This is a genomic window from Nocardia rhizosphaerihabitans (assembly GCF_014646295.1).
Lineage (GTDB): Bacteria > Actinomycetota > Actinomycetes > Mycobacteriales > Mycobacteriaceae > Nocardia > Nocardia rhizosphaerihabitans.
Genome location: NZ_BMNE01000006.1, coordinates 385,519 through 412,015 on the forward strand (window position 1 = coordinate 385,519; position 26,497 = coordinate 412,015).

General features: G+C 69.2%; 31 protein-coding genes. 16 read left to right on the forward strand and 15 right to left on the reverse strand.

Annotated elements, in window-relative coordinates; genetic code table 11:
- The first annotated feature begins 6 nt into the window (after positions 1 to 6).
- Positions 7 to 567, forward strand: coding sequence for an ester cyclase (locus IEY60_RS26120; RefSeq protein ID WP_189033115.1), 561 nt, complete (start codon positions 7 to 9; stop codon positions 565 to 567).
- Between the two features lie 148 nt (positions 568 to 715).
- Here IEY60_RS26120 and IEY60_RS26125 read toward each other — a convergent pair whose 3' ends face one another.
- On the reverse strand, positions 716 to 1,348 hold the full coding sequence (locus tag IEY60_RS26125) for a TetR/AcrR family transcriptional regulator (RefSeq protein ID WP_189033116.1): 633 nt from the start codon (positions 1,346 to 1,348) through the stop codon (positions 716 to 718).
- Between the two features lie 217 nt (positions 1,349 to 1,565).
- Between IEY60_RS26125 and IEY60_RS26130 the strand changes: the two genes are divergently transcribed.
- Complete coding sequence (locus IEY60_RS26130; RefSeq protein ID WP_229740123.1) at positions 1,566 to 2,768, forward strand: serine hydrolase domain-containing protein; 1,203 nt, start codon at positions 1,566 to 1,568, stop codon at positions 2,766 to 2,768.
- A gap of 15 nt (positions 2,769 to 2,783) precedes the next feature.
- On the opposite strand, the gene IEY60_RS26135 is transcribed toward IEY60_RS26130, so the two are convergent.
- Together IEY60_RS26135 and IEY60_RS26140 are read right to left on the reverse strand one after the other, a co-directional pair.
- Positions 2,784 to 3,365, reverse strand: coding sequence for an NADPH-dependent FMN reductase (locus IEY60_RS26135; RefSeq protein WP_189033118.1), 582 nt, complete (start codon positions 3,363 to 3,365; stop codon positions 2,784 to 2,786).
- On the reverse strand, positions 3,365 to 4,264 hold the full coding sequence (locus IEY60_RS26140) for an alpha/beta fold hydrolase (RefSeq protein ID WP_189033119.1): 900 nt from the start codon (positions 4,262 to 4,264) through the stop codon (positions 3,365 to 3,367). The genes IEY60_RS26135 and IEY60_RS26140 overlap by 1 nt, the downstream gene beginning before the upstream one ends.
- A gap of 109 nt (positions 4,265 to 4,373) precedes the next feature.
- Here IEY60_RS26140 and IEY60_RS26145 point away from each other — a divergent pair, with 109 nt between their 5' ends.
- Positions 4,374 to 7,616, forward strand: coding sequence for an AfsR/SARP family transcriptional regulator (locus IEY60_RS26145; protein WP_189033120.1), 3,243 nt, complete (start codon positions 4,374 to 4,376; stop codon positions 7,614 to 7,616).
- Between the two features lie 18 nt (positions 7,617 to 7,634).
- Here the strand turns inward: IEY60_RS26145 and IEY60_RS26150 are convergent, their stop codons facing one another.
- Together IEY60_RS26150 and IEY60_RS26155 are read right to left on the reverse strand one after the other, a co-directional pair.
- Positions 7,635 to 8,195 (reverse strand): dihydrofolate reductase family protein, encoded by a 561-nt coding sequence (locus tag IEY60_RS26150; RefSeq protein ID WP_189033121.1) that lies wholly within the window; start codon positions 8,193 to 8,195, stop codon positions 7,635 to 7,637.
- A 51-nt stretch (positions 8,196 to 8,246) separates the two neighbouring features.
- Positions 8,247 to 8,834 (reverse strand): TetR/AcrR family transcriptional regulator, encoded by a 588-nt coding sequence (locus tag IEY60_RS26155; RefSeq protein ID WP_189033122.1) that lies wholly within the window; start codon positions 8,832 to 8,834, stop codon positions 8,247 to 8,249.
- A gap of 77 nt (positions 8,835 to 8,911) precedes the next feature.
- On the opposite strand from IEY60_RS26155, the gene IEY60_RS26160 reads away from it, so the two are divergent.
- Genes IEY60_RS26160 through IEY60_RS26180 form a run of 5 tightly spaced genes read left to right on the forward strand, consistent with a single transcriptional unit; the run spans position 8,912 to position 11,490 of the window.
- Positions 8,912 to 9,304, forward strand: a complete 393-nt coding sequence (locus IEY60_RS26160; RefSeq protein WP_189033123.1) for a nuclear transport factor 2 family protein — start codon at positions 8,912 to 8,914, stop codon at positions 9,302 to 9,304.
- A gap of 14 nt (positions 9,305 to 9,318) precedes the next feature.
- Positions 9,319 to 9,795 (forward strand): anthrone oxygenase family protein, encoded by a 477-nt coding sequence (locus tag IEY60_RS26165; protein ID WP_189033124.1) that lies wholly within the window; start codon positions 9,319 to 9,321, stop codon positions 9,793 to 9,795.
- 55 nt (positions 9,796 to 9,850) lie between these two features.
- Complete coding sequence (locus IEY60_RS26170; RefSeq protein ID WP_189033125.1) at positions 9,851 to 10,180, forward strand: ArsR/SmtB family transcription factor; 330 nt, start codon at positions 9,851 to 9,853, stop codon at positions 10,178 to 10,180.
- Positions 10,180 to 10,851 (forward strand): cation efflux transmembrane domain-containing protein, encoded by a 672-nt coding sequence (locus tag IEY60_RS26175; RefSeq protein ID WP_189033126.1) that lies wholly within the window; start codon positions 10,180 to 10,182, stop codon positions 10,849 to 10,851. Before IEY60_RS26170 ends, IEY60_RS26175 begins: the two co-directional genes overlap by 1 nt.
- Positions 10,852 to 10,866: 15 nt before the next feature.
- Positions 10,867 to 11,490 (forward strand): methyltransferase family protein, encoded by a 624-nt coding sequence (locus IEY60_RS26180; protein WP_189033127.1) that lies wholly within the window; start codon positions 10,867 to 10,869, stop codon positions 11,488 to 11,490.
- Positions 11,491 to 11,582: 92 nt separating this feature from the next.
- On the opposite strand, the gene IEY60_RS26185 is transcribed toward IEY60_RS26180, so the two are convergent.
- From IEY60_RS26185 to IEY60_RS26195, 3 genes are read right to left on the reverse strand one after another with little or no spacing between them, the layout of a single operon-like run.
- Positions 11,583 to 12,209: an MBL fold metallo-hydrolase gene (locus tag IEY60_RS26185; RefSeq protein ID WP_189033128.1), complete on the reverse strand. Its 627-nt coding sequence runs from the start codon at positions 12,207 to 12,209 to the stop codon at positions 11,583 to 11,585.
- The gene (locus IEY60_RS26190) at positions 12,206 to 13,291 is read right to left on the reverse strand and encodes an S-(hydroxymethyl)mycothiol dehydrogenase (protein ID WP_189033129.1); all 1,086 of its coding nucleotides are present in this window, start codon (positions 13,289 to 13,291) and stop codon (positions 12,206 to 12,208) included. The genes IEY60_RS26185 and IEY60_RS26190 overlap by 4 nt, the downstream gene beginning before the upstream one ends.
- A gap of 57 nt (positions 13,292 to 13,348) precedes the next feature.
- Positions 13,349 to 13,567: a three-helix bundle dimerization domain-containing protein gene (locus IEY60_RS26195; protein ID WP_189033130.1), complete on the reverse strand. Its 219-nt coding sequence runs from the start codon at positions 13,565 to 13,567 to the stop codon at positions 13,349 to 13,351.
- A 179-nt stretch (positions 13,568 to 13,746) separates the two neighbouring features.
- On the opposite strand from IEY60_RS26195, the gene IEY60_RS26200 reads away from it, so the two are divergent.
- The gene (locus tag IEY60_RS26200; RefSeq protein ID WP_189033131.1) at positions 13,747 to 14,112 is read left to right on the forward strand and encodes an ankyrin repeat domain-containing protein; all 366 of its coding nucleotides are present in this window, start codon (positions 13,747 to 13,749) and stop codon (positions 14,110 to 14,112) included.
- Positions 14,113 to 14,161: 49 nt separating this feature from the next.
- On the forward strand, positions 14,162 to 15,082 hold the full coding sequence (locus IEY60_RS26205) for an alpha/beta fold hydrolase (RefSeq protein ID WP_189033132.1): 921 nt from the start codon (positions 14,162 to 14,164) through the stop codon (positions 15,080 to 15,082).
- Here the strand turns inward: IEY60_RS26205 and IEY60_RS26210 are convergent.
- A complete protein-coding gene (locus IEY60_RS26210; protein WP_229740124.1) occupies positions 15,063 to 15,557 on the reverse strand; it encodes a helix-turn-helix domain-containing protein in 495 nt (164 codons plus the stop codon). The genes IEY60_RS26205 and IEY60_RS26210 overlap by 20 nt on opposite strands.
- Positions 15,558 to 15,598: 41 nt before the next feature.
- Positions 15,599 to 16,117, reverse strand: coding sequence for a hypothetical protein (locus IEY60_RS26215; protein ID WP_189033134.1), 519 nt, complete (start codon positions 16,115 to 16,117; stop codon positions 15,599 to 15,601).
- Positions 16,118 to 16,233: 116 nt separating this feature from the next.
- Here IEY60_RS26215 and IEY60_RS26220 point away from each other — a divergent pair, with 116 nt between their 5' ends.
- Complete coding sequence (locus IEY60_RS26220; protein ID WP_189033135.1) at positions 16,234 to 16,908, forward strand: TetR/AcrR family transcriptional regulator C-terminal domain-containing protein; 675 nt, start codon at positions 16,234 to 16,236, stop codon at positions 16,906 to 16,908.
- Positions 16,909 to 16,915: 7 nt separating this feature from the next.
- Here IEY60_RS26220 and IEY60_RS26225 read toward each other — a convergent pair whose 3' ends face one another.
- Positions 16,916 to 17,569, reverse strand: coding sequence for a TetR/AcrR family transcriptional regulator (locus IEY60_RS26225; protein WP_189033136.1), 654 nt, complete (start codon positions 17,567 to 17,569; stop codon positions 16,916 to 16,918).
- Positions 17,570 to 17,731: 162 nt separating this feature from the next.
- Here IEY60_RS26225 and IEY60_RS26230 point away from each other — a divergent pair, with 162 nt between their 5' ends.
- Complete coding sequence (locus IEY60_RS26230; RefSeq protein WP_189033137.1) at positions 17,732 to 19,765, forward strand: CocE/NonD family hydrolase; 2,034 nt, start codon at positions 17,732 to 17,734, stop codon at positions 19,763 to 19,765.
- A 7-nt stretch (positions 19,766 to 19,772) separates the two neighbouring features.
- Here IEY60_RS26230 and IEY60_RS26235 read toward each other — a convergent pair whose 3' ends face one another.
- From IEY60_RS26235 to IEY60_RS26250, 4 genes are read right to left on the reverse strand one after another with little or no spacing between them, the layout of a single operon-like run.
- Positions 19,773 to 20,393 carry a UdgX family uracil-DNA binding protein gene (locus IEY60_RS26235; protein WP_189033138.1) on the reverse strand — a complete coding sequence of 207 codons (621 nt, stop codon included), beginning with the start codon at positions 20,391 to 20,393 and terminating at the stop codon, positions 19,773 to 19,775.
- Entirely contained in the window at positions 20,390 to 21,172 is a 783-nt protein-coding gene (locus IEY60_RS26240; protein ID WP_189033139.1) for a DUF72 domain-containing protein, read from the reverse strand. Before IEY60_RS26240 ends, IEY60_RS26235 begins: the two co-directional genes overlap by 4 nt.
- A 24-nt stretch (positions 21,173 to 21,196) precedes the next feature.
- Complete coding sequence (locus IEY60_RS26245) at positions 21,197 to 22,156, reverse strand: TIGR03557 family F420-dependent LLM class oxidoreductase (RefSeq protein WP_189033140.1); 960 nt, start codon at positions 22,154 to 22,156, stop codon at positions 21,197 to 21,199.
- A gap of 20 nt (positions 22,157 to 22,176) precedes the next feature.
- A complete protein-coding gene (locus IEY60_RS26250) occupies positions 22,177 to 22,509 on the reverse strand; it encodes a plasmid stabilization protein (RefSeq protein ID WP_189033141.1) in 333 nt (110 codons plus the stop codon).
- Positions 22,510 to 22,602: 93 nt separating this feature from the next.
- On the opposite strand from IEY60_RS26250, the gene IEY60_RS26255 reads away from it, so the two are divergent.
- The 4 genes from IEY60_RS26255 (at position 22,603) to IEY60_RS26270 (ending at position 26,494) form a co-directional block, all read left to right on the forward strand.
- Positions 22,603 to 23,298, forward strand: a complete 696-nt coding sequence (locus IEY60_RS26255; protein ID WP_229740125.1) for a rhomboid-like protein — start codon at positions 22,603 to 22,605, stop codon at positions 23,296 to 23,298.
- A 62-nt stretch (positions 23,299 to 23,360) separates the two neighbouring features.
- Positions 23,361 to 24,356 (forward strand): YdcF family protein, encoded by a 996-nt coding sequence (locus IEY60_RS26260; RefSeq protein WP_189033142.1) that lies wholly within the window; start codon positions 23,361 to 23,363, stop codon positions 24,354 to 24,356.
- A 132-nt stretch (positions 24,357 to 24,488) separates the two neighbouring features.
- Positions 24,489 to 25,391, forward strand: a complete 903-nt coding sequence (locus tag IEY60_RS26265; protein WP_189033143.1) for a metal-dependent hydrolase — start codon at positions 24,489 to 24,491, stop codon at positions 25,389 to 25,391.
- The gene (locus IEY60_RS26270; RefSeq protein ID WP_189033144.1) at positions 25,388 to 26,494 is read left to right on the forward strand and encodes a PDR/VanB family oxidoreductase; all 1,107 of its coding nucleotides are present in this window, start codon (positions 25,388 to 25,390) and stop codon (positions 26,492 to 26,494) included. Before IEY60_RS26265 ends, IEY60_RS26270 begins: the two co-directional genes overlap by 4 nt.
- The last annotated feature ends 3 nt before the right edge of the window (positions 26,495 to 26,497 follow it).

A 26,497-nucleotide genomic window follows, 5' to 3' on the forward strand; every position in this document is an offset into this window, starting at 1 on the left:
GACCTCATGACCGATCGATTCACCGTCCCACCCGTCGACGTGCTGCGGACCAGGGAAAAGCTGGTCCTCGATCACTTCCACGACGAGGTGGCGCAGGAGTGGGATGCGGTGCTGTCCACGTTCCCGCACCCGCACTACGAGATCATTCCCACCCTCACGGTGCACGACGGTGACTCCGAGGTGCGTGGCTACTACCACGACACCCGGGTCGCCTTCCCCGACCAGGATCACGAGATCATCGCGCTGCGCCACAGCGCCGACGCGGTGATCGTCGAATTCTGGCTTCTCGGAACCCATCTGGGACCGCTCGGCGGAGTGCCGCCCACCGGCTCCCGGCACCGCACGCGGATGACGGCCTATTTCGTCTTCGACGAGAACGAGAACCTGGTCATCGAGCGGATCTACTTCGACACCCTGTCGATGCTCAAGCAACTCATCGGCGGAGTGAATCTGCGCGACCTCCGCAACTGGCCGCTGGCCGTCCGGGCCGTGCGCGGGCTGCTGGCGTTGTCCAGCGATCCGAACTCGCTGCTGGTCGATACCCCGCGCGCCGACCTGTCGGCCTGACTGAATCCTGGCAGAACGCGGGCGCTACCTACCCGCGCAGCGATCCCACAATCCGATCCTCGTCGAACACACGCCGGACGCGGGGGAGGCCTGGCGCGGGCTCGCCGGCGCCGAAGAGCTCACCGGCATCTCGACCGGCCTCGGCGGGTCAGTTCGTGTGTGCTGCGGAGCTGACGGCAACGGCGGGGTCGGTGATCACTTGCGCGAGGAGGTGCTCCTTCAGTTTCGGCCAGGGGGAATGCAGGGTGTCCGCGCCGGGGATCGCGGCGATGATCACTGTTCCGCGGACGGTGGCGACGATGATGTCGATGGTGTCGTCGAAGTCCGGCCTGGCTGCGAAGGTGGGGAGCAGGGCGTGGGCGATCGTGCGGATCGCGTCCATGCCGCGGGCCAGCGCCGCCTTGACCTGTGTGGCGATCTCGGGGTCGGTGCGGGCGACGTTGAACAACTCGAACACCGCGGGGGTGATCGGGAGGTTGTGGATCTCCCAGAGGCGGTCGAGTAGGGCCGCCGCGCGCTCGGCCTCGTTGTCGGCGTCGATCGGCTGCGCGTTCGCGTCGGCGACCAGCTGCTCGACCAGGCGGATCATCGCGGCGTCGACCAGGTCGGTCTTCGTACGGAAGTAGTGCTGCTGCGCGCCCTGGCTCACCCCGGCGCGTTCGGCGACCGAGCGGGTCGTGGTCCCGGCGTAGCCCACCTCGACGAGGCTGTCGATCGTCGCGTCGAGCAGCGCCGTCACCGTGGCGGCGCGACGGTCGGCCTGTCGCCGGGGCGATTTCACCAGCGCATCGTAGCAATCGGCGCGAAGTGCAAGTCGTACGACTTGTATGTCACTCGACTTGTAACTATCGTTGCAGGCTCCGGGAGACCATCGCGGCCTCGAAATGCTTGTTGATCTGCGGTAACGTGGACATACGACTGGTTGCGGGCAGCGATCCGGAATTGGTCTGTCAATGGTGACATGTGAGGTTCTTATGCGTGGAGCATCGTCTCGTCCGGTGCCGTCGAACACCGCGATCCGCGGTAGTGCCGCGCCCCAGTTCCAGGAAGCCATCGACCGCTTCGGGCGGCTGTTCGACGGTGGGCGAGGCGGGGGTGCGCTGGCGGTGTATCAGCACGGGCGGCGGGTCGTCGACGTGTGGACCGGGTGCGCGGATGCCGCGGGAACCGTGGCGTGGGAGGAGAATACGGCGGCGCTGTCGTATTCGACCTCCAAGGGCGTCACCTCCACGGTGCTGCATGTGCTGGCCGAGCGCGGGCTGGTGGACTATCGGGCGCCGGTCGCGGAGTACTGGCCGGAGTTCGGTGCGAACGGTAAGGCAGGCATCACCGTCGCGGAGGCGATGAGTCATCGGGCCGGGTTGTCGCGGATCGGCGTATTCGCCCGTAGCGCAGACGAACTCGCCGACCATCAGCTGATCGAGGAGCGCCTCGCCGCCGCGGCCTCGGACCGGTTCCGCGGGTTCCCCGCCTACCACGCGATTTCGTACGGAACCATTATCGCGGGGATCGCCAGGGCGGTGACCGGCAAGAGCATGGGCGAGCTGTACCGCACGGAATTGGCCGAACCGCTCGGCGTGGACGGGCTGCATCTCGGCGCCCCGGGTCCCGACGCGCGCACCACGGTCGCGGTGACGCACGGGTCGACCACTCCGTTCGGAATTCCCCAGGCCGACATGGTGATCCGGCTCGCGTCGCGCACCCTGGTGCCCGGTGCGGGATTCCTGCGGTCGATCTACACCGAGGGTATCGACCGGCTGGCCCACGGCGCCGATCCGGCCATCCTGCGCGGTGAATTGCCCGGGGCGAACGGTATTTTCACAGCGCGATCCCTCGCCGCCGTCTACAACGCGATCGCGACCGAGTCGCCGCTGTTCTCGCGGAAGCGGGTGCGTGCCATGGCGCGTCTGCAATCGGTACTGCCCGATCGCAACCTGCTGCTGCCGATGGGCTGGCGGCTGGGCTATCACTCCATGCCGGTGGCGGGTGCGCGGAATGCGTTCGGGCACATCGGCTTCGTCGGTTCCGGTGGCTGGGCCGATCCCGCGTCGGGGCTGGCTGTCGGGTTCGTGCACAACTGGGCGCCGGAGGCACTGCTGTTGCCGCGCGATCAGTTCGTCCTGTTCGGTCTGCTCGCCGCGATCGTGCGCGGCGCCGGCGCGGAAGCGGGCGATCCGGTCGACCTGCCGGTCGCGGTCTGACCGCGGGGGCCGCCGTCACGGCACGAACGGAGATGCCGCGCGTGCCGTGCGGAGGGCTTCGGCCCACCAGGTGAGCTGGTCGAGGGTGGATTCGACGGACTCGTGGAGTTCGGGATCGGGGCGGGGCCAGGTGCCGTCGACCGTGAAGCGTTGCCAGGCCTTGGGGATGGTGACGGTCCGGCGGGTGGGGACGGCGTTGAGCTCGGTGAAGACTTGGCGGAGCTGGGCGGCGCCGTGGCCGCCTTCGGCGTCGCGGCAGTACGTGACGATGGCGACGGGTTTGGCGGCCCATTCGGTGTCGAACCAGTCGATCGCGTTCTTCACGGCGGCCGGGAAGCTGCGGTTGTATTCGGGGGTGACGATGACGAAGGCGTCGGCGGTCGTCAGGCGGGAACCCAACTCGCGCACGGGATCCGGGACCGGTTCGTCGAGATCGGGGAGTTGGTCGGGCAGGGCCGCGGTGGCCAGGTCGACACGGTCGAGGGTGAGGTCGGGGCGCCGGGCCACGCGCCCGGCGAACCAGTCTGCGACGAGCGGGCCGAAGCGGCCCGTACGGGTGGACCCGAGGATCATGGCCACCCGCATCGGCTCGCGCATCAGGCGTCCTTGACGGGGGCGTCGAGGAACGCGGGGATCATCGGGAGCAGCAGTTCGGGGCGGTGCGGCGCGGTGATGTGGGAGGTGCCGGGCAGGATCGCGAGCTGGGAGTTCGGCAGGCCGGCGGGGGTGTCGCCCATGATGCCGCCGCCGAAGAGGCGGAACATCTCGACGGAGTGTTCGGGCCGGACGATGTCGGAGTCGCCGATGATGGTCAGCGTCGGGGTCTTGATCGTGCGGGCGGCCTCCGGGGACACCGAGGGCATGCCGTTCAGGTCGTGGTCGAGGACCCTGGCCACGAGCTGGGGGAAGTCCTCCGGGCGGGGCGCGTTCTTCAGGTAGTCGGTGTGGAAGGGCGAGCCGTGCAGGTGCTCGGGCTTCAACTCGTCCATGCCCTCCATCAGGCCGGGGTGCATGGCCTCGGCGCCGAGACCGCCGGAGAGCAGGATCTGCTTGCGCACCAGGTCCGGGTGCCGCAGCGTGATGTCGAGCGCCACGCCTGCGCCCATGCTGTAGCCGAGGATGTCGGCCTGCCGGATGCCGAGCTGACCGAGCAGCGCGACGGTGTCGTCGGCCATCTGCGGCGTGCGCAGCGGGCGGTCGATATCGGCGGTGCGGCCGTGCGCCTGCTGTTCGATCGCGATGACCTCGCGGGTCTCGGACAGCTGCGGGATCAGCTCGCCGAAGTCGGTCCCGATGCCCGACAGCGCGCCGTGCAGCAGCACCAGCGGCGGCTGATCGGTGGCGACGCCGTGGCGTTCGTAGTACATGCGCAGGCCGTTGACCTCGGCGTAGGCGCCGGGTTCGACGGGTGCGGCGGGCTTGTCGGACCCGCAGGCGGAGAGCAGCGCGGTGGCGGCGATTGCAGCGGCGGTGAGGGCGAAAGCGGTGAGCTTCATGTCGTTCTCCTGTGGTGTGTCGATCTCGTTGTGACCACAGTGCGCCCGGGGCCTTCCGGTTTGTTTACGGTCGGATTCCGGTGCGATCGGAACCCGCTAGGGTGCGGTTATGCGTTTCGGTGTGCTCGGTCCGTTGACGGTGTGGACCGATGGCGGCGCCGTAGTGCCTATCCCCGGCACCAAGGTCCGTGCCCTGCTGGCCGACCTGCTGCTCGCCGCCGGTCAGCCGGTATCCGCCGACCGCCTGGTCGACGACATCTGGGGCGAGGACCCGCCCGGCAACCCCGCGGGCACACTGGCCGCCAAGGCGTCGCAGCTGCGGCGCGCTCTCGAGGACGCCGAGCCGGGCAGCCGGGATCTGGTGGTGTCGCCGCCGCCCGGATACCGCCTGGCCACCACCGAGGTCGACGCGCTGCGGTTCCGCACCCTGCTGGCCGAAGCACGCACCCACACCGACCCGGGCGAGCGCATCAAGACACTGACCGAGGCGCTCGGGCTATGGCGCGGACCGGCTTTCGACGACTTCCGCGACGCGGAGTTCACCCGGTCGGCCATCGCCCAGCTGGAGGAGCTGCGGCTGGTCGCCGTCGAAGAACTGGCCGAGGCCCGACTCGCCGAGGGTGAATACGGTGAGGTGGCAGGCGATCTCACCCGGTTCGTTACGGAACACCCACTGCGGGAACGACTCCGCGCGGCACAGGTACGTGCCCTGTACGGCGCGTGCCGCCAGGCTGAAGCGCTCGACAGCTACGAGGATCTACGCAGGCAGCTGGCCGACGAGCTGGGTCTTGACCCGAGTCCCGAACTGGTCGACCTGCACCGGTCGATCCTCGGCCAGGACCCCGGTCTCGTGGTGACCCGGCCGCGCGCGGTCGTTCGCCGGCGCACGACGAACATTCCGGCCCAGCGCACCGAATTGATCGGCCGGGCAGCCGATCTCGCAGCACTGAGACACGCCGTCGACGCCTCACGCCTGGTCACGCTGACCGGGCCCGGCGGCGTCGGCAAGACCCGCCTCGCCACGGCGACCGCGGCTGGTCTCACCGACCGTTTTACGCACGGCGCCTGGCTCGTCGAACTCGCCCCGCTGGCGTCGGCGACGACCGACGCCGACCGTATCGCGGAGACGGTGGCCCAGGTCGTCGGAATTCGCCTGGGCGACGGCTCGGCACCGGCGGCGCTGGGGGAAGCGCTGGCCGAGCAGGAACTCCTCGTGGTACTGGACAACTGCGAACACATCGTCGACCAGGTGGCGGATCTGACCGAAGCTCTGCTCGGTGCCGCGCCAGGTCTGCGCATTCTCGCGACCAGCCGCGAACAACTGCGCCTGGCCGGGGAAGATGTCGTCGCGGTCGAACCGCTCCCCGTACCGCCGAAGGACAGCGAGATGGAGGTCATCGCCGAGTCGAATGCGGTGCGGCTCTTCGTGACTCGTGCGCAGGCCGGTGCCCGAGAGTTCGCCCTCGACGCCGAGAACGCCGGCGCGGTCGCGACCCTGTGCCGCAGGCTCGACGGCATTCCGCTGGCCCTCGAACTGGCCGCGACCAGGGTCCGCGCGCTCGGTGTGCACGAGATGGTGGCCCGGCTCGACGACCGGTTCCGCCTGCTGGCCACCGGGCATCGCGGGGCTCCGCCGCGACAGCAGACCCTCGCGGCGATGATCGATTGGAGCTGGGGCCTGCTCGACGAGAACGAGCGGGTCGTCTTGCGGCGCCTCGCCGTGCACGCGGGCGGCTGCACCCTCGAAGCCGCCGAATCCGTGTGTTCCGCAGTCGTATCCGGGGACGATGCGCCCGTCGAGCCCGCGCTGGTCGCCGATCTGATCGCGCGGCTGGTCGACCGATCGCTGGTCCAGCAGAGCGGGCGACGCTACCGGCTACTGGAATCGGTGGCCGCGTTCAGCCTGGACCGCCTGACCGAGGCTGGCGAAGAAGCCGCCGTACGCCGGGCGCATCACGCGTACTACCGAGCGCTCGCCGAGCGCGCCGCGCCGGAACTGTACGGCGCCGACCAGCAACGGTGGCTGGCTCAGCTCGACAGCGAAGACGCGAATCTACAAGCAGCCCTTGATGCTTCCCTCCGCGAGCAAGACGCCGACGCGGCACTGTGCCTCACCGACGCGCTGGCCTGGTACTGGCTGCTTCGCGGTCGGCTGGGCCCCGCCCGGCGCCGGTTCGACGCGGCGCTCGCCCTCGGCGGCACCGCGCAGCGCCGGGCGCCGGTCGCGGCTTGGCGCCTCACGGCTGCCTTCCGGCAGGGCGACTTCCTCGACGTGAGTGCGCGCCGCGCGGAGGTGTCGGCCGCCCTTGTCGCACTCGACGACCCGGCCGTGCGGGTGCGCGCCGAGGTCATCCTGCTGATGTCGGCGCTGGAAGCGGGCGCCGATCAGGATCTGGAAACCTCCGTGCGGGACCTGCTCGCGGAATGCCGTGACCTCGGTGACCGTTGGAGCGTCGCGACCATCCAGGTAGCGCTGGCGAAATCCGCGCACAGCCGCGCCGACGTGGACGCCCTGGCGCGCTACGCCAACGAGGCCGCGCGTCTGTTCGCCGAACTCGGCGACCGCTGGGGCCGGTTGCAGGCCGCCGAATGGCTGGGCGGTCTGGCCGAACTGACCGGCGACCTGCACGGCGCGGCCGACATCCACCGCGAGGCCCTCGTCCTGGCCAGGGAACTCGAGCTGTGGGGCCAGGCCTCGGCGCACCTGTGCTGGCTCGGCTGGATTGCCATGCAGCACACCGAGTTCGACGAGGCGCGCGATTTCGCCGAGCAGGCCATGGTGCTGGCGGCCGAACAGGGTGACGGGGCGGGCAGGCTGTTCGCCTCGATCGTGCTGGCCTTCACCGCTCGTCGCGACAACAGGCCGGAGGAGGCCGAACAGCTCCTGCGTGGCCTGCTCGCCGACTCCGCCGACTCCGCCGACTCCGCCGACTCCGCCGACGACACCGAGACGCCGCTGTTCGTGCCGATGCTCCAGGTCGAACTGGGCTATCTGCTGGAACAGCGCGGCGAACCGGCTGCCGGCCTGTTCGAGCATCTGCGCGCCTTCGACGGCTCACAACGCATCGACGCGCCCCGCGATGCCGCCTTCGCGCTGGGCGGTGCGGCAGCGGCCACCGCGGCCCTCGGCGAATTCGACACCGCCGCACGCCTGCTCGGCGCCGCGGAAGCGCTGCGGGCCGGCACCGGAATGCCGTTGCTGCCCGCCGAGCAGCCCGACATCGACCGAGCCATCGCGACGGTCCGCACCGGGCTCGGCGCTGATGCCTTCACCGCCGCCCACGCGGCGGGACTCGACCTGACCGCCGCCGCGGCACGCGAACTCATCGACGCCGTCGCCGCATCGCGCTGAGTTTTCGGACCGGCGAGCTCACGAGGCGGCGGGCACGTAGCGGAGACCGACGATCCCGCACTCGAACCGGGTCGCCGACTCGAGCGCGAACTGCTGGTTCGCGCCGGTCGCGGCGAACACCGGGAGTCCGGCGCCGATCGCGGTCGGGTTGACGAACAGATTCAGCTCATCGAACAGCCCCTGCGCGATCAGGCTCGACACGAGCTCGCCGCCGCCGTAGGCGATGATGTCGCCGCCCGGCCGCGCCTTCAGTTCGCGGATCGTGACAGCCGCGTCGGCCGCGACAACCGTGTTGTCCCACGGCGATTCGGTGATGGTCCGCGAGATGACGACCTTCGGCGTCTTGTTCATGGTGTCGATCGCCTCCTGGGTCTCGTGCTCGGGCTGCGCGGCCCAGTGCGGAATGAATCCTTCGGCGAGCTTGCGGCCGAGCACGATGGTGTCGACCGGCTCGGTCAGCGCACCGATGTGGGCGGCGAGGTCGTCGCTCCACGCGAACGTCAGCCAGTCCATCTCGCCGTTCGGGCCTGCCATGAAGCCGTCGATGGTGGTCTGGACCTGGAGCTTGAACTTGCGCATGATGTGCATCCCTTCGTTGTTGCGGTGTGATGCCACTGTCGCCGAACCGCCTTACGGAATGTTTACGCTCCCGCCGACCAGCCGAAGGACGCTGTCGCGCAGCACCGCCTGCGCCTGTGGCTGCGTCATCCGACCTGCCCTGACCTCGTCGCCCGCCGCATGGCTGACCGCGACGATCGCGGTGACGAGCCACTGCGGTGACACCTCGCCGTCGAACTCGCCCGCACGCTGTCCTCGGGTGATGAGCCGGAGCAGTCGCTCGTTGATGGGGAACTGACGATCCTCGTCGCGTTGGCGCGCGAACGCGCCGACATGGTGGGCGAGCGGGGAGACCCGGAAGAACCGCCAGCCCACATCGAGCATTCGCACCAGGGCATCGGTGGCCGGGCCACTGTCGAGATCGGCCGCCCGCATGGCTTCGGCGGCCTGGCCGGTCGTTCGGTCGACGACGGCGTTGATCAGGTCGTCTCGAGAAGCGAAGTGCGCGTAGACGGTTTGCCTGGTCACGCCTGCCTCCGCGGCGATCGCGGCCATCCCGGCATCCGGCTGGGTGGCGAGCAGCCGGGTGGCGGCGTCGAGCACCGCCGCCTTGCTGCGGGTGGCGTCCGCACGTCGTTTCGGTTCCCCTGATCGAGTCAAAGTCTTACACCCTTGTCAAAATTGCGTGGCTAGGTCTAACCTTTACAGCACTGTAAGAATTCTACGGCTGGAGTGTCATGGACCCCGCACCGCCCCGTTCGCCCGAGCAATTCATCGCTGACTTCTTCACCGAGTACACCGCCGCCGCGCTGGACGGTGACACCGATCCGGCCGACGTCGTCGACCGGTTTCACACGCCCGACATCGTGCAGGTTGCCGACGGGATCCGGCTGGATCGGGACCGGCTGGTCGCCCACCTCCGTCCCGTGCGAAAGAACCTGCGCGACTACCGGTTCGAGGTCGAGGAGGTGATCGCGGACGGCGATCGGATGGCCGTGCGGATGACCATCCACGCCACGATGCGCACGACGGGAACCGTCACCACGGAGGTCTTCTTGTTCGGTGAATTCACGCCGGACGGCAAGCTCCGCCGCGCCGACCAGCTCACCCGCACCGTTCCCGCCGCCTGATCGAGGAGATCGCTGTGCTCGTCCGAAGTATCCGCTCGCTCGCCCTGCTCACCACCGGTCTGCTCGCCGGCGCTTTCGGTTACGGCGCCGCCAATCTCGTTCCGACCTTCGATCGGGTGCCGCTGCAGATGCGCCTCGAATTCCACACCGAACTCATGCGGAACAACAGCATCAGCATGCAGGCCACGATGGCAGCCGCCGCGCTGAGCTGCCTGGTCGCCGCTGTGTTCTCGACGGGTCGGCACCGGGTCGTCGCCGCGGCGGCCACGGCCCTGGTGGTCGCCTCGTTCGCCGTCACCAGGCTCGGCAATGTGCCGATCAACCACCGGATCAACGAGTGGGCGGTCGCGGGAGCTCCGGCTGACTACGCTACCATCCTCGCCCGCTGGGATGCCTTCCACTTCCTGCGCACCGGGACCGCGCTGGCCGCATTCGCGCTGGTTATCGCCTTGGTCGTGTGGATGCGGCGTCCCGAAACCCAGACTCGGTAACACGCGCTCTTGTACAGTGGTTTCTGAATACAGAAATATCTGTACTATAGAAGCCATGGACACCGTGATGCATGGCGACGCACTGTCCCGCTTCGGGTACGCGCTGTCGGACTCGACCCGGACGCGGATCCTGCTGAGCCTGCGCTCTGCGCCCGGGTACCCGTCGGAGCTGGCGGACAAGATCGGGGTGTCCCGGCAGATCCTGTCCAACCACCTGGCCTGTCTGCGCGGCTGCGGGCTGGTTGTCGCCGTGCCGGAAGGTCGGCGTAGCCGCTACGAGCTGGCCGATCCACGGATCGGCCGGGCACTCGACGACCTCATCGGCTTGGTGCTCGAAGTCGATCCGGCCTGCTGCCCTGCGGCCGCGACCGAGGAGTGCTGCTGATGCCGGAACTCGGCGTGCCGCTGGTGCTTCCGGGTCGCCGCAAGGTGCTCGCCACCCGGATCCGCTGGTTGGTGGCCGCGACGATCAGCTACAACGTGATCGAGGCGATCATCGCGCTGACCGAGGGCACTCGGGTGTCCTCGTCGGCATTGATCGGCTTCGGGCTCGACTCGGTGATCGAGGTGTCCTCCGCGGCGGCGGTCGCGTGGCAGTTCGCCGGCCGGGATCCGGAAGCCAGGGAGAAGGTCACGCTGCGGATCATCGCGTTCTCGTTCTTCGCGCTGGCCGCCTACGTCACCGTCGACGCGGTGCGCGCGCTGTTCGGGGTGGGGGAAGCGCGGCATTCTCCGGTCGGAATCGGCTTGGCGGCAGCGAGTCTGGTGATCATGCCGGTCCTGTCGATAGCGCAGCGCCGCGCGGGCCGTGAACTCGGCTCTGCCTCGGCGGTCGCCGACTCCAAGCAGACCTTGCTGTGCACCTACCTGTCCGCGGTGCTGCTCGTCGGGCTGCTGCTCAATGCCCTGTTCGGCTGGTCATGGGCCGATCCGATCGCGGCTCTGGTGATCGCCGTCATCGCCGTGAAAGAAGGTCGCGACGCGTGGCGGGGCGACACCTGTTGCGTGACACCGCCACTCGGCACGGTCGCGGCCCGCGACTGCTGCGACGACTGAGGAAAGGAAGTGGCTATGGCTGTCTCGGCATTGGTCCTGTACGTGATTTTCGGTGCGCTCGGATTCGGTTGGCGCAGTTGGCGGCAGTATCGGGCGACCGGCTCCACCGGGTTCCGCGGCATCAGCGGGCGTCCCGGGTCGCTGGAATGGCTGGCCGGTGTCGGCTTCATCGCGGCGATCGTCGTGGGGCTGGCAGCGGTGGCTCTGCAACTCGGCGGCGTACTCGGCCCGATCGATGCCCTCACCGCCGCGCCGATCCAGACGGCCGGATTCGTCCTGGCGATCGCGGGAATCGGCGCGACCCTCTACGCGCAGAACGAGATGGGCGAATCCTGGCGGATCGGTGTCGATGCCAGTGAGACAACGACTTTGGTTCGCTCCGGCGTATTCGGCCTGGTGCGCAATCCGATCTTCACCGCGATGCTCGTCTTCGGCGCGGGGATCGCGTTGATCATCCCGAACGCCGTCGCGCTGGCGGCATTCTTGCTACTTGTCCTGACGATCGAACTGCAAGTCCGCGTGGTCGAGGAGCCGTACCTGACCAGGGTCCACGGCGCCGACTATCGGGAGTACTGCGCCACCACAGGCAGATTCGTGCCGGGAATAGGCCGATCGACCGCGCCGAGCCACGACACCTGATTCGGCTACAAGATCACCAGGCTCTGGTGGATTCTTCTTCTCGGCCGTTGCTGCTGCCAGAGCCTGGTGATCGATCGTCCAGATCGACTGGGTCAGTGGCCGCGGGCGATCCAGTCGGCGAGGGCGGGCTTTTCGGTGCCGATGGTGGTCGTGTCGCCGTGTCCGGTGTAAACCGTGGTCTCCTCGGGCAGCGCGAACAATCGGTCGCGGATCGAATCGATGATCGTGCCGAAATCGGAGAACGACCGCCCCGTGGCGCCCGGACCGCCCGCGAACAGGGTGTCACCGGTGAACAGCGCCGCCAGTTCGGGCAGGTGCAGCGAGACCGAGCCGGGGGAGTGGCCGGGGGTGTGCAGAAGGTCGATGTCGGTGCCCGCCACCGTGATCCGGGTGGTATCCGCCAGCGAGAGGTAGCCGGCGTCGGGGTGGGTCATCCGCCACAGCGGCTCGTCGCCGGGGTGGAGCAGGACCGGGGCGTCGAGGCGCTCGCCGAGTTCGGGCGCGACGGTCACGTGGTCGTTGTGGCCGTGCGTGCACAGGATCGCGGTGACATGCCGGGAGCCGACCGCCGCGGCGATGGCGTCGGCGTCGTGGGCGGCGTCGACGACCAGCACCTCGTCGTCGTCGCCGATCAGCCACACATTGTTGTCGACCTCCCAGGTGCCGCCGTCGAGCGCGAAAACGCCTGAGGTGACGACCTTCTCGATGCGGGCGCTCACCAGACCACCACCGAACGCAGCACCCGGCCCTCGCCCATGGCGGTGAACGCCTGCTCGACCTCGTCGATGCCGATGCGCTCGGTGACGAAGCGGTCCAGCGGCAGCCTGCCCTGGCGATACAGATCGATGAGCATCGGGAAGTCGCGTTCGGGCAGGCAGTCGCCGTACCAGGACGACTTGAGGGAGCCGCCGTGCGAGAACAGGTCGATCAGCGGCATCTCGAGCTTCATGTCCGGTGTCGGGACGCCGACGAGCACCACGGTGCCCGCGAGGTCGCGACCGTAGAACGCCTGCTGCCAGGTCTCCGGCCTGCCGACCGCGTCGATCACGACATCGGCGCCGAAACCGTCGGTGAGCTCCTTGATCTGCTCGACCACGTCACCGGTGCTCGCGTCGATGGTGTGGGTAGCGCCGAAATCCTTCGCCCACTCCAGCTTTCGCGGGTCGCGGTCGATCGCGATGATCGTGCCCGCGCCGGCCAGGCGGGCGCCCGCGATCGCGGCGTCGCCGACACCGCCGCAGCCGATCACCGCGACACTGTCGCCGCGCGAGACGGCGCCGGTGTTCATGGCGGCACCGATGCCTGCCATCACGCCGCAGCCGAGCAGACCCGACACTGCCGGGTCGGTCTCGGGATCGATTTTGGTGCACTGCTTTTCGTGCACGAGGGTCTTGTCCGCGAATGCGCCGATGCCGAGCGCGGGGGTCAGCGCGGTGCCGTCGGTGAGCGTCATCGGGGCGCTCGCGTTGTGGGTGTCGAAGCAGTACCAGGGGCGGCCGCGCCGACAGGCCCGGCATTCGCCGCAGACCGCGCGCCAGTTCAGCACCACCGCATCGCCCTCGGCGACATGGGTGACCGCGGAGCCGACGGTCTCGACGACACCGGCGGCCTCGTGACCGAGCAGGAACGGGAACTCGTCGTTGATCCCACCCTCGCGGTAGTGCAGGTCGGTGTGGCAGACCCCGCAGGCCTGCACACGGACGATCACATCGTGCGGCCCCGGATCGGGGATCACGATGTCGACCGTTTCGACCGGGGCATCCTGCGCGCGGGCAATGACTCCACGGACGGTCTCGGGCATGCGGAACTCCTCAGTGTCGGCGTGTGCTACGCCAACGCTAGCGGTGCCGCGGCCCGATCAGTCCGGGATGGGTGGGATATCCCCGGTCGGCGTGCCCAGCTCTTCCCGCACATGATGTTCGACGAGCAGCGGAACGAAGTCGCGGACGTGCACCTTCGCGAAATGGTCATAGGTCTGCTGGACGATGTCGGCTATCTCGGCCGGGGCGATCGTGGGGTAACGGATGGTCAACCGTTCGATGACCTCGTCGAGTTGCTGATCCTCGTGAGTAGTCATAACTCAGGGTTACCCCGGGAGCCGGGGTGGTCAACCGGTCACTTTTCGTCGAAGACCAGATCTGTCGGCGGATGGGTCAGGCGCACGGTCTGGCCGTCGATGGCGGTGATCGGTACTTCGTCCTGGACGCGGTGGGGCCCGGTAGGCACGGTGGAGGGGACCTGACCAGAGGAGAACCTATGAATCCGGCTCGCCCCACAGTCCGTGGTGCCGGTGTGCTCGCGCTCGCGGTGCTCGCGGTGGGGATCGGCGCCTGTTCCGCCGACCCGGATGTGCCGCAGGCCGCCCACGCCTCGGCGACCACCGAGGTATCCGCGCAGGCCACGCCACCGTCGCCGACCACGGAGCAGCCGCCGACCACCCGGCAGGTCGATCACAGTCTCGACGACGAACTGTTCGCCGCCGCAGCGGACAACGACGCGGCCCTGGTACGTGACCTGATCGCCCGCGGCGCCGACCCGCAGATCCGCGACGCGGACGGCCGCACCGCACTGCAGAACGCCGAACGCCTCGACCAGGACGCGATCGTCGCCCTGCTGCGCTGATCGGCCCGCCTGCCGCCGTGGCACAGGTGGGCGGACTACCCTCGGCGGCATGGCCGAGGACGAGTTCTTCCTGGATCCCACGATCGGTCGACCCGCGGACAAGGTCGGGTACTTCACCGACCAGGCGAGCTTCCACCGGTTCGCCGCCGCCTATCGCGCAGGCATGGCGGAACTACCGAAGCCCGACGCGATGGCGGCGGTGCCCACTTCGTTCGGGCAGGTGCGCGCCTACCGGTTCGGCCCCAGCGGTGGCACGCCGGTGGTCCTGCTGTCCGGCCGGCAGGCATCGACCCCGATGTGGGCCACCAACCTGCCCGGCCTGCGGGCGCGGCACACCGTCTGGTCGGTGGACAGCGTCGGTGAGCCGGGCGCGAGCGGCCAGACCAGGGAGCTGATCGACGGACTCGATCAAGCCACCTGGGTCTCGGAAACCATTGCCGGACTGGGTGTTCCACGCGCCCATCTGCTCGGCGTGAGCATCGGCGCGAATCTGGCGGTGCAGACCGCCATGCACCGCCCCGACTGCGTCGCCTCGATCACCCTGCTCGATCCGGCGAACACCTTCGCCCGGTTGAGCTGGAAGATGATCATCGTCTCGCTGGGCAGCGCCATCCCCGCGATGCCGCCGAGGCTGCGCAATCGGCTGCTGAGCTGGATTTCCGGTGGCGCTCCCGTCGACGACTCGGTCCCCGAGGGCAGGCTGGTCGCCTCCGGCATGAGGGACTACCGCGACGCCCAGCCGCTGCTGCCGCGCCCGACCGAGGAAGAACTGCGCGCGATCGCCGTGCCGGTGCTTGCCGTGTTCGCCGGTCGCAGCATCGTGCACGACGCGACCGAGGCCGCCGACACCGCCCGGCTGATCCCCGGCGCCCAGGTGGAGGTGTGGCCGGACGCCTCGCACGCCATCAACGGTGAATACCCCGACCGCATCGCCGAGCGGTTCGCCGAGTTCACGGCCGGGATCGGCTGACCGCCTCCGAGCTCGTCGAGGGGGAGTGCCGCGACAACGTCGCTCGGTAATGCGCGGGTGCGACGCCGAACCGGCGCACGAACGCTTGCCGCAGTGACTCGGCCGTGCCGAAGCCGCAGCGGGTCGCGATCGCCGCGACCGGGGTCGTGGTGTGCACCAGCAACTGGGCGGCCGCTTCGACCCGCGCGCGGCGGATGTGGCGGCCAGGGGTGACGCCGAGGTGTTTGCCGAACAGGCGGGTCAGGTGGCGTGCGCTCACGCCTTCGCGGGCGGCCAGCGCGGCGGTGGACAGGTCGTCGGACAGGTGCTGCCGCTGATCTATTTGGTCACCGCCGCGCTCGGCAGGCCGGCGAGCACCTGGGCGGTATTCGGTGTGCTCGGCGTCGTTTTCGGCCTGCTCGCTGCCCAGGACGCGGTACCGACCACGGCGGTGCTGTCGGCGGTGGCCGTCCTCGCGGTGCCCGAGCCCGCGCACGACGAAACCCCGGCCGGAACCGGGGCTTCGGGACGGGGATCTCAGCCGAGGACCGACAGCGCCAGCCCGATGACGGCGCCCGCGAAAACCACTGTGTTGCGGACCTTCTGGAGAGTCCAGGTCCACGCCGGGAACCCGGCTTCGGCGCGGTCGAGCAGGGCGGGCACGTCGATCCGCGCCAGCTCGGGATCACCGGTGCGGGCGAAGGCGGCCGTCACCGACCGCACCGCGGTGTGGTTGCTGTAGACGATCACGCAGTTGCCGAGGAACACCAGGGTCAGCACCATCCAGTTCACCGGGCGGGCGATGTCGAGGCCGGCCAGGTTCAGCCCGGCCGCGGTGAGCATGATCGCGGCGACGCTCAGCGGCGCCGCGCTCTCGTGCCCGCTGGCATCGAACCGCATGCCGTGTTCGTGCAGCGCTGTGGTGCGCACGCCCTGGCGCGACAGCTCGGCCTGCGCGGTCGCCATGGCGGCCTTGCCGTAGCGGTGGCGGACGATCGGCATGCTCACGAAGGCGGCGGCGATGGCGATCTCGATGGCGGCGACGAGGGTGTTCATGGGGTGCTCCGATCCGACTTGAACTAAGTAAAAGAACCATAGCGTCAGACTTGAACTAAGTGCAAGTGACTTATTGAACTTTGTGAAAGTCGGGCGAGCGCGCCTATCGTGGCGGCATGGCACGCGACACCTTGACCAGGGAACAGATCGTCGGCGCGGCGATCGAGCTGCTCGACGAGGAGGGCCTGGACGGACTGAACATGCGCAGCCTCGGTCAGCGCCTGGACTCCGCCGCGACCGCCATGTACTGGCACGTGAAGAACAAGGACAACCTGGTGCGCCTGGCCGTCGACGAGGTGTGGGGCGAGATCGACCTGCCCGACCCGGATGCCGCCGACTGGCGCGCGGCCGCCGAGTCGATGGCCACCGGGATGTATGAGGCGCTGGCCAGGCACCCTTGGCTGGTGCAGGCGCAGGCGAGTCATCTGCTCTACGGCCCCAACAAGTCCAGGCACGACGAGAACGCGCTGGCGATCTTCGAGTCGGCCGGGTTCGACGACGACGATGCCGACCGCGCCGTCGCCGCGATCTTCCTGTTCGTCCTCGGCAACGCGACCGGCCCCGCCGCCAACGTCTCCCTGCGCAGACGGCTGAGCAAGGGCGGCGCCGACCCGGAAGCGCAACTGGCGCAGGCGATGACCGAGGCGAGCGAGATCGCGGGCACGTTCCCCCGGCTGCGCGCCCGGATCGAGCGCGCAGCGGGCACCGGTTACAACGCCGCGCCCGACAGCAGCTTCCGGTTCGGTCTGGCCGCCCTGCTCGACGGCATCGCCGCGCGGAAAGTGCTCTAGCGCAGCGCTATTCGGTGACCGAGCCGATGCGCTCCAGCACGGCGGTCACCACGAGGAACCCGCTGTCGACGACGTCGTCCAGCGGCTGGCGGTAGTCGTCGAGCACCCATTTCTGGGCGATGATCAGGATCGCGCCGACAAGCCCGAGCACCACCATCCGCACGCTCACGGCGGGGTGGTTGTCCAGGTCCACATACGGGGTCAGCAGGGCCATGCAGATGTCGATCAGTGCGTCGAGCACATCATGATAGGCGCGGTCGACGGTCGGGCTCACGCCGAGGATCTCGAAGAAGGCGATCCTCGGCACTCGCGGGTCGTCGAGGATGAGCTGGAAATACGCCGTCAGCGCGCTGCGCACCCTGGTGGGGATCTCGGCCTCGACGTCGCCGATGCCGACATGGATCGCCTCGATCATCCGCGCGGCCACTTCGCGATACACCTCGAGCAGCAAATCCTCGCTGTCGGTGAAGGATTCGTAGAAGTAGCGCTTCCCGACGCCGGCGGCGGCGCAGATCGAGGTGACCGTGGTGTTGCGGTAGCCGTCGGTGCCGAACGCCTCGGTCGCCGCGTCGATCAGGCGGGCGCGGCGCTCCTGCTGACGCTGCCCGGGGGCGGCGCCGCGGTATCTGCGTCCGTCGGCATCGAGTTCGGGCGCGTTCACATCGTCGATTCTGTCAGGTGGCCTGATCGGGTCCGCGCGGCGGTTGGTCGGTACAGGGGGTGGGCCGGGAACATGTTCTTGCGATCGAACGTGACGCAGGCTACGTTACTTTCCGGTACGGGAACGTCGTGGTTCCCGATGGTGGAGGGCTGAGACCGAAGCATGATCAAACATCGAGGGCGACTGGCCGCGCTGGTCGCATCTGTCGTCGTGTTCGCGGGGGCGGTCGCGTCGGCACCGGTAGGCCAGGCATTGCCTGCCACCGATGGGCTGGACGCGCAATTCGTCGCCACCCACAACGGGCCGCAACAATACCCGAACGTCTTCATCGAGTGGGACGTGCCGATCACCATGAGTGACGGAACGGTATTGAAAGCCAACGTCTATCACCCGGCGGGCGCCGACGGACAGCCGATCGCCGAGCCGACGCCGACGATCGTCAACATGACGCCGTACACGAAGCTCGTCTCCAACATCGCCGACTCGACGCTCGCGGTGCCCGGCCTGTCCGACCTGCTGATGCCGGTCCTGCAGAACCTGGACTTCTCGGCCTTCGGCTTCAGCAGCCTCAGCGACATGATGAAGGCCCTGCCCGGCGGCGCCGCGCGCACCTTCGGCGTGGACCGGAACCTGATCCGCGGCGGCTACACCCAGGTCGTCGTCGACGTGCGCGGCACCGGTTTCTCGCAGGGCGTCTGGCAGGTGTTCGGCGAACGCGAACAGCTCGACGGCGTCGAGGTCGTCGACTGGGCAGCCGAGCAGCGCTGGTCCGACGGCAAGATCGGGATGAGCGGCATCTCCTACTCCGGGATCAACCAGCTGCAGACCGCGCAGCGGCATCCCGAGGCGCTCAAGGCGATCTTCCCGATCGTGCCGGGCAGCGACCTGATCCGCGATGTCGCCGCCCCCGGTGGTGCGCTCGGCATCGGCTTCATCCCGGCCTGGCTGCTCGCCGTCGACGGCACGAAACTGCTGCCGGACCTGGTCTCGATCCTGACCGGCAAGTTCGACTGGACCTGGCTGGCCGACCGGGTGCGCGACCCGTTCACCTTCTTCAATGTGCTCATCGCCGCGCTGACCACCCCGAGCGTGGACCAGATCCCGCCGGAGATGGCCTCGATCCTCGACGACGAGAGCCCGCTGCGGACCGCCTGGGTCGGCGCGCCGGATCAGGTGCAGGTGCCGACCTTCCTCTACGGCGGCTGGCACGACATCTTCACCTACTCGACCCCGCGCATCTACAACGCCGTCGATGTGCCCGCCGAGCAGAAGAAGCTCATCATGGGCAACGTCTATCACGTGACCGTGAGCTCGGGCCTGGGTCAGGCCGGTGCGCCCGCGCCGCTGGAGTCGTTGCAGCGCGCCTGGTTCGACAAGTGGCTCAAGGGCATCGACAACGGCATCGACCGCTACGAGCCGGTCACCTTGTGGCAGCAGGGCAGCGAGCAGTGGACCACCGACGTCGCGTTCCCGCGGCCGGGCATGCAGCACCGGCGGCTGTACCTCGACGGCGCGTCCTCGGGGACAGCGCCCGGCAGCAGGCACGACGGCAGCCTGGTCACCGCACCCGGTGCCGCCCAGCGGGTTTCGGTCGATCCGAGCTTGACCACCGTCTGCTCGCGCGATGCCGCGCAGGGCACGGCCGGTCTGATTCCGCTGCCCGATGTCTGCGCCAAAGACGCCCGGATCAGTGAAGGCGCGGCGCTGACCTTCACCACCGCGCCGGTGACCCAGCCGACCCGCATCTCGGGCTCGATCGCGGCACACCTGAACACCGTGCTCGACGCGACCGACGGCTACTGGACGGTGACGGTGAACGACGTTGCGCCCGACGGGCGTTCGACCGTCTGGTCGCAGGGTCAGCTGGTCGCCTCGCTGCGCGCGGTCGACGACGGCAAGTCGACGCGCTCACCCAACGGCGACTACACCGACCCGTACCCGATTCTCACCCTCGACACCCGTCAGCCGGTGGTGCCGGGCGAGCCGACCACGGTCGATATCGGCATCCGCGCCACCGACGGCGTGCTCCTGCCGGGTCACCGCCTGCGCGTCGACATGTTCGCGAGCAACTTCCCCAGCGGAATCCCGTTGCGGCCGTTGCTGAACGAGAGCGGTCTGCGGACCCAGCACCTCGAGCTCGACCCGGCCCGCCCGAGCTGGATCAACGTGCCGATGGACGTCGATCCGGGCTGGTGATCCCGGTTCACCCCGCCTCGAACAACCGGGTCAGGTCGTCGACGAACTCGGTGTAGGCCTGCGCGCGATCGGTCGCGCGCAGGACCGAGGCGGGGTGCACCGTCGCCCCGACCCGGTAGTGCTCGGCGTCGACGATCCGTCCCCGCAGCTCGGTGACCTTGGCTTTCGGGCCGAGCACCGCCTGCGTGGCGATCGCGCCGAGGCAGATCACCAGGTCGGGGGCCACCAGTTCCAGCTCCGTCACCAGCCACGGTGCGCACGCGACGATCTCGGTCCGGCGCGGTTGCTGATGGATCCGGCGCTTGCCGCGCTCGACGAACCGGAAGTGCTTCACGGCGTTGGTGAGATACAGCGAGTCACGGTCGACGCCGATCTCGGCCAGCGCGCGATCGAGCAGATGGCCCGCCGGGCCGACGAACGGGTGCCCGTCCAGATCCTCGTCGTTGCCGGGCTGTTCGCCGACCAGGACGGTGCTCGCCGTCGCCGCGCCCTCGCCGAACACGGTCTGGGTGGCATCGCGGTAGAGGTCGCAGCCGTGGCAGCGTTGCGCGGCGGCGCGCACGGCGGCCAGGTCGTCGGTGTGCGGAATGTATTCCGCCGCACCCGGATACCGGGTTCTGGTCGTCATCCGCTTCCTCCCGCGGCAGCTCGTGCGGACTCGGGCACGCGGGTGACGTGCGCGCCCGCCCCGTCCGCGAGGTGGGCGAAGGTGATCGCATCGCGCACGGCCGCGCCACCGGGATCGTTGTTGAAGTAGACGTGGATGTCGGCGGTATCGGGCCAGGCGTCGAGCAGCCGGTGCACCCAGCTGTCCAGCGCGTGGCGGCCGTAGTGCGGCGCCGGGTGCGCGCGACCCTCGTGCAGGCGCAGGTAGGCCCAGTCGGTGGTGCGCCAGAGCGGGGTGATCGGGCGGGAGTCGCGATCGGCCCAGGCCAGCGCGGCGTGGCGGGCTTCCAGCACCGCGCGGATGTCGTCGGTCCACCACGAGTCGTGCCGGGGTTCCACCGCGACCCGCACCGAGGCGGGGAAGCAGCGCAGGCAGTCGTCGAGCAGCGCGGCATCCGCGCGCAGGGTCGGCGGAAGTTGCAGCAGGATCGGGCCGAGTTGCTTGCCGAGTCCGTCGGCCCGATCGAGCAGGCGCTGCACGGGTTCCTCGGGTTCGCGCAGTCGCTTGATGTGGGTGAGGAAGCGGCTGGCTTTCACCGCGACCAGGAAGTCCGCCGGTGTCCGCTCCCGCCACGCGGCGAAGGTCTCCCGGCTCGGCAGCCGGTAGAAGGCGTTGTTCGATTCGACCGTGGCGAACGCGTCGGCGTAGTGCTCGAGCCAGCGCCGCATCGGCAGGCCGTCCGGATACAGCACGCCACGCCAGTCGCGGTACTGCCAGCCGGAGGTGCCGACGCGGATCACCGTGCCACCTGCCTTTCGCCGATGTCAGCCGGTGGCGCGCAGCAGCGGATCGAGTTCGCCCGCGTAGAAGTCGAGGAACGCGTCCATGTCCGGGCCCGCGTTCATCAGGACCACACGGTCGAAGCCCGCGTCGGTGTACTCGCGCACCGCCTCGACATAGCGCTTGGGATCGTTGCCGCAGACGAAGGATTCGAGCATGTCGTCCTCGCGGACGGTCGTCGTCGCCGCGGCGAAGTTCGCCGGATTGGGCAACTCGCTGAGCACCTTCCAGCCGCCGACCGACCAGCGGTTGGTCGACAGTGCGGCCGCGGCGCCGTCGCGTTCGTTCTCGGCGAAGGCGACGCCGACTTCCGCGTACCGCGGTCCCGAGCCGCCTGCCAGCCGATACGCCTGCACGAGTTCGGGTTTCGGCTCGGTGGCGAACAGGCCGTCACCGAGCTCGGCGGCGATGGCGGCGGCCTCGGGGCCACCGGCAGCCACCGCGATCTCGGGCAGGGTGTCGGGCAGGTCGAACACCCGCGCGTCCGACAGCGACAGATACCGGCCGTCGTAGCTGCGATACCCACCCTGCCAGAGCAGCCGGATGATCTCGAGCGCCTCCCGTAACATGGCCTGCCGCACCCGGATCGGCGGGAACTCCCGGCCGACGATGTGCTCGTTGAGGCGTTCGCCGGAGCCGATACCCAGGGTGAACCGTCCGTCCGAGATCAGCGCGGTGGTCGCGGCGGCCTGCGCGACGATCGCGGGGTGATAGCGGATGATCGGGCAGGTCACGCCGGTGGCCAGGCCGATCCGCTCGGTGCGGGCGGCCATGGTGCCGAGGACCGTCCAGACGAAGGGTGAATGGCCCTGGTTGTCGAGCCACGGGTGGAAATGGTCGCTCATCTCGACGAAGTCGAAGCCGGCGGCCTCGGCCCGAACGGCTTGGCGCACCAGCTCGTTCGGGCCGAACGCCTCGGCGGCCAGTTTGAATCCGATCTGCATGGCGAACCTTTCGGAGGCTGTCAGTCGCGACCGAGGGCGTGGGCCAGTTCCTGCTTGTTCATCTTCGAGCGACCGTCGATATTGCGGCGCCGCGCCTCTTCATAGAGCTGGTCACGGGTCAGACCGCGCGGACCCTTGCGATGGGACCGCTGGCCGCCACGACGCTGCGGCGAGGTGTCGGTGCGGGAGAGCTTGCTCGACCGCTTGGCCTCACCGGACTGCGCCCGCGACTTGTTGACCGTGCGTGCCGCGATCTCCTCGGCCCTGTCCTCGCCGGCGCCACGTTCCTTCTGCGATTCCTTGATGTGCTTGTACTGCCGTTCGCGTTTGCTACTCCATGCTTGCTGCGGCATAGCTACACCTCCGCTTCTCGATGGGGTTTCTGTTTGCCGACTACCCGGGCTCCGCACGCGGAAACAGCACCGGAGTCCGGCACACTGGCGAAGGTGAGCGCATCGGGCAGCGGGCGGGCGCGAGCCGGCGCGGTGGCGGCCGGGGTCTGGCGCTGGCTGCGCAGCGCGCCGGGCACGTATCTGTGGCTGGCCGCGCTGGCGGTGACGACCGTGATCATCCACCGGCTCACGCCCGAGGAGGCCAGGGCCTGGCTCGGGCATCGGTCGACCAATCTGTACCACCTCGGCGAGGACCCCGTCCGGGTGCTGATCGGCAGCGCGTTCTGGACCGACGGGGGTGGCTGGTTCGGTTACGCGGTGCTGTTCACGATCTTTCACGCCAATGCCGAGCGGTGGCTCGGCACGCTGCGCTGGCTGGTGGTCGCCGTGCTCGCGCACGTGGGCGCCACCTATCTCAGCGAGGGTGTGCTGCTGTGGGCGATCCGCAACGACGACGCGCCGCAACGGGCGATGTACACCCTCGACGTCGGCGTCAGCTACGCGCTGGCCGGTGTCGCCGCCGTGCTGGCCTATCGGCTGGTGCGGCCGTGGCGCTGGTGGTACGTCCTCGGTGTGTTCGCCGTGGTGATACCGCCGATCCTGCTGAGTCGGACCTTCACCGATATCGGGCACGGAAGCGCCGCCCTCATCGGCTTCGCGTGCTACCCCCTGACGCGGGGCCGCGGCGGGGCCTGGGACCCGGGTGCGCTGCCGCGCCGGATCCGCCGCCGAACGTCGTCGGCGGGTTGACCGCGCCACATCACCGCCGCCGAACCGCGGTTGCCGGTGGATAGCCGGATAGGGTGGGCCCGGTGATCTTGCTGGTGATCGGTGTGGTTCTGCTCGGTGTGTTCGCGCTGCGATTCCGTCAGGAGCGACGGCGGTTCGGCAACGGGGTGCTGTTGCTGCTCGGCCTGCTGTGCGCCGGCGGTGCGCTGGTCGCCTCGGGCGCGGCAGGGGCTGGGCCGGAAGTGCTGGTCGCGCTCGTGCTCGCCCTGTCGCCGCTACTCGTGCTGGTCCTGGCCGGACTGCTGATCGTCAACGGGGCGGTGATGCTGCACCGGGAGGGTCTGCGCGTGGCCAACCTGCTCTCCGCGGCGCTCGGTGTCGCCTTGCTGGTGCCCTACGTGCTGCTGGTCCTGGCCGTGCTCGCCGAGTGGAAGGTGCTCGGCGCGCTGCTGCTCGCCGTCGTCCTCGTCGCGTCCTACCTGGGCTTCGTGCTGCTCTCGTTCCTGCTCTATTCGGTGGTCTACGGCATGGCGACCCGCACCGACGGCGCCGCCGCGATCGTCGTGCACGGCTCGGGTCTGCTGGGTGACCGGGTGCCGCCGCTGCTGGCCAGCAGGCTCGACCGGGCGCTGGGCATCTGGCACACCGACCGCGCGCACGGCCGCACCCCGCTGCTGGTGCCCAGCGGCGGCAAGGGCTCCGACGAGAAGGTCTCCGAGGCCGCGGCCATGACCAGCTATCTCGCCGAGTACGGCGTGCCCGCCGGGGACGTGCTGCCCGAGGACCGGTCGACCACCACCCGCGAGAACCTGCTGTTCAGCAAGCATCTGCTCGCCCGGCAGGGGATCGAACACAACATCCTGCTGGTGACCAGCAACTTCCACGTGCTGCGGACCGCGCTGCTTGCCCGTTCGGTCGGGCTCGACGCGCAGGTCACCGGCGCGCCGACGGCGCGGTACTACCTGCCGAGCGCGCTGCTGCGGGAGTTCGTCGGCGTGCTGGCCGAGCACAAACGGCTCAATATCGCCGTCTGCGCGGTACTGGCCGCGCTGCCGGTCGTGGTGCTTGTCGCGTCATGATTTCGGCGAAACGCGACCAAATTAGGTGTTACTTCGAATACTACGTACATGTATGATTGGCCTACCGCACGACCGGCGCACCGTCGCGCCTGGCGCTCGAAGGAGTATCGCGCGGTAGGACGAGGAGTACCGATGAAGTTACTTCGCCGAGCAGCACGGCGACCGGAGGTGGATCCCGGCAAGGTCGCTCTGCACGCTCGCAATGTGACCTTCGACTGGTCGGGCGTCGACCTGCAGTGGATGTCGGCCGAACCGTACGCGTCACACCTGATCAGCGCGCTGAACATGCTGCTGCCCGAGGGTGAGCGCATGTTCATCGTGACCTATCGCGAGGCGCTGGCCTACGTGAAGGACGAGAAGCTGCGCGAGGACATGCTCGGTTTCATCGGGCAGGAATCCATGCACGCGGAGACCCACGAGAAGGTCCTGCGCGACGTGCTCACGGCCAACGGCATCGACGCGAGTCCCTATGTGCGGCAGATGGAATACCTGTTCCGCAAGACGCTGGGCCCCCGTGGCGGCGACGACCGCGCCGGACGGCAGATGCTGGTCGAACGGCTCGCGTTCATCGCCTGCCTCGAGCACTTCTTCGCCTGGCTCGGCGACTGGGTGATCAACGTCGACCTGGAGAAGTTCGGCGCCGACCCGCGCATGGCCGACCTGTTCCGCTGGCACGGCGCCGAGGAAGTCGAGCATCGCAACGTCGCCCACGATGTCGCCGAATATTTCGGCGTCGGCTACGTGCGCCGCTGCGCCTCGATGGTGCTGGTGTTCCCGATCTTCATCGCCCTGGTGGTGCGCGGTGCGAAGTTCCTGGTGCAGCAGGATCCGCGACTGCCCGATCACGGCTACCCGCGGGTCATCGCCGAGGTCCTGGCCGCGATGTGGCGCGGTGCGCTCCCCGGCATCCCGTCGCTGCTGATCAGCGCGCTGTCGACCTTCCAGCCCGGCTACAGCCCGGAGAATGTCGGCTCGACCGCGCAGGCCGTCGCCTACCTCGCGCAGTCGCCCGCCGCGCGGGCGGCCGCTTCGTGACCGTGCGCGACATACCCCAGGCATTGCCGGGCGACCTCTACGGCAAACACCGGCACGATCCAGGCACCAGGGTGCTGCACGCGATCGCGTCGGCCCGGTTGAGCTGGAGCGCCCTGGTCAATCGCCGCGATCTGCGCCCGCGCGTCGACGATCGCCGGTTCCCGGTGGTCGTCACCGAGCGCCGGGTCGTCGCGCACGACCAGGATGTGGTGAGCCTGCGCCTGGAGTCGCCGGACGGCCGGGAGCTGCCCGCGTGGCGGCCCGGCGCGCACCTGGATCTCGAGCTTCCCTCGGGCCGGCTGCGCCAGTACTCGCTGTGCGGTGACCCCGCTGACGCGCACGCCTACCGGATCGCGGTGCGCCGCATCCCCGAGGGCGGCGGCGGTTCGCTCGAGGTGCACGACGAACTGCCGGTCGGCAGCCGATTCATCGTCCGCGGCCCGCGCAACGCCTTCCCGTTCGCCGTGCCGGGCCACGGCTCGCCCGCGCAGCGACTGCATTTCGTCGCGGGCGGCATCGGGATCACCCCGATCCTGCCGATGGCGCGGCTCGCCCACCGGCTCGGGGTGCCCTGGACGATGGTCTACACCGGGCGCTCCCGCGACACCATCCCGTTCCTGGCCGAGCTGGAGAGCTTCGGCGAGCACGTGACCGTGCGCACCGACGACGAATACGGCCTGCCCGACGCGGCGGCGCTGCTGCCCGGCGTCGGCGCGGGCACCGCCGTGTACTCGTGTGGCCCCACCCCGATGACCTCGGCGATCGTCGCCGCGGTGCGCACGATGCCCGAGGTGGAACTGCATTTCGAACGGTTCTCGCCGCCGCCGATCGTCGACGGCACCGCGTTCGAGATCGAGTTCGCCTCCACCGGTGCGGTGATCGAGGTGCCCGCCGACCGCAGCGCGCTCGACGCCATCCTCGACACCCGCCCCGACCAGCCGTACTCGTGCAGGCAGGGCTTCTGCCGCACGTGCGTGGTCAGGGTGCTGGCAGGCAACCCCGACCATCGGGAAAACACACTCTCCGATGACGACCACGCCGCAGGTGAAATGCTCGCCTGCGTATCCCGTTCGCACGGTGAGCGATTGGTGCTCGACCTGTGAGTT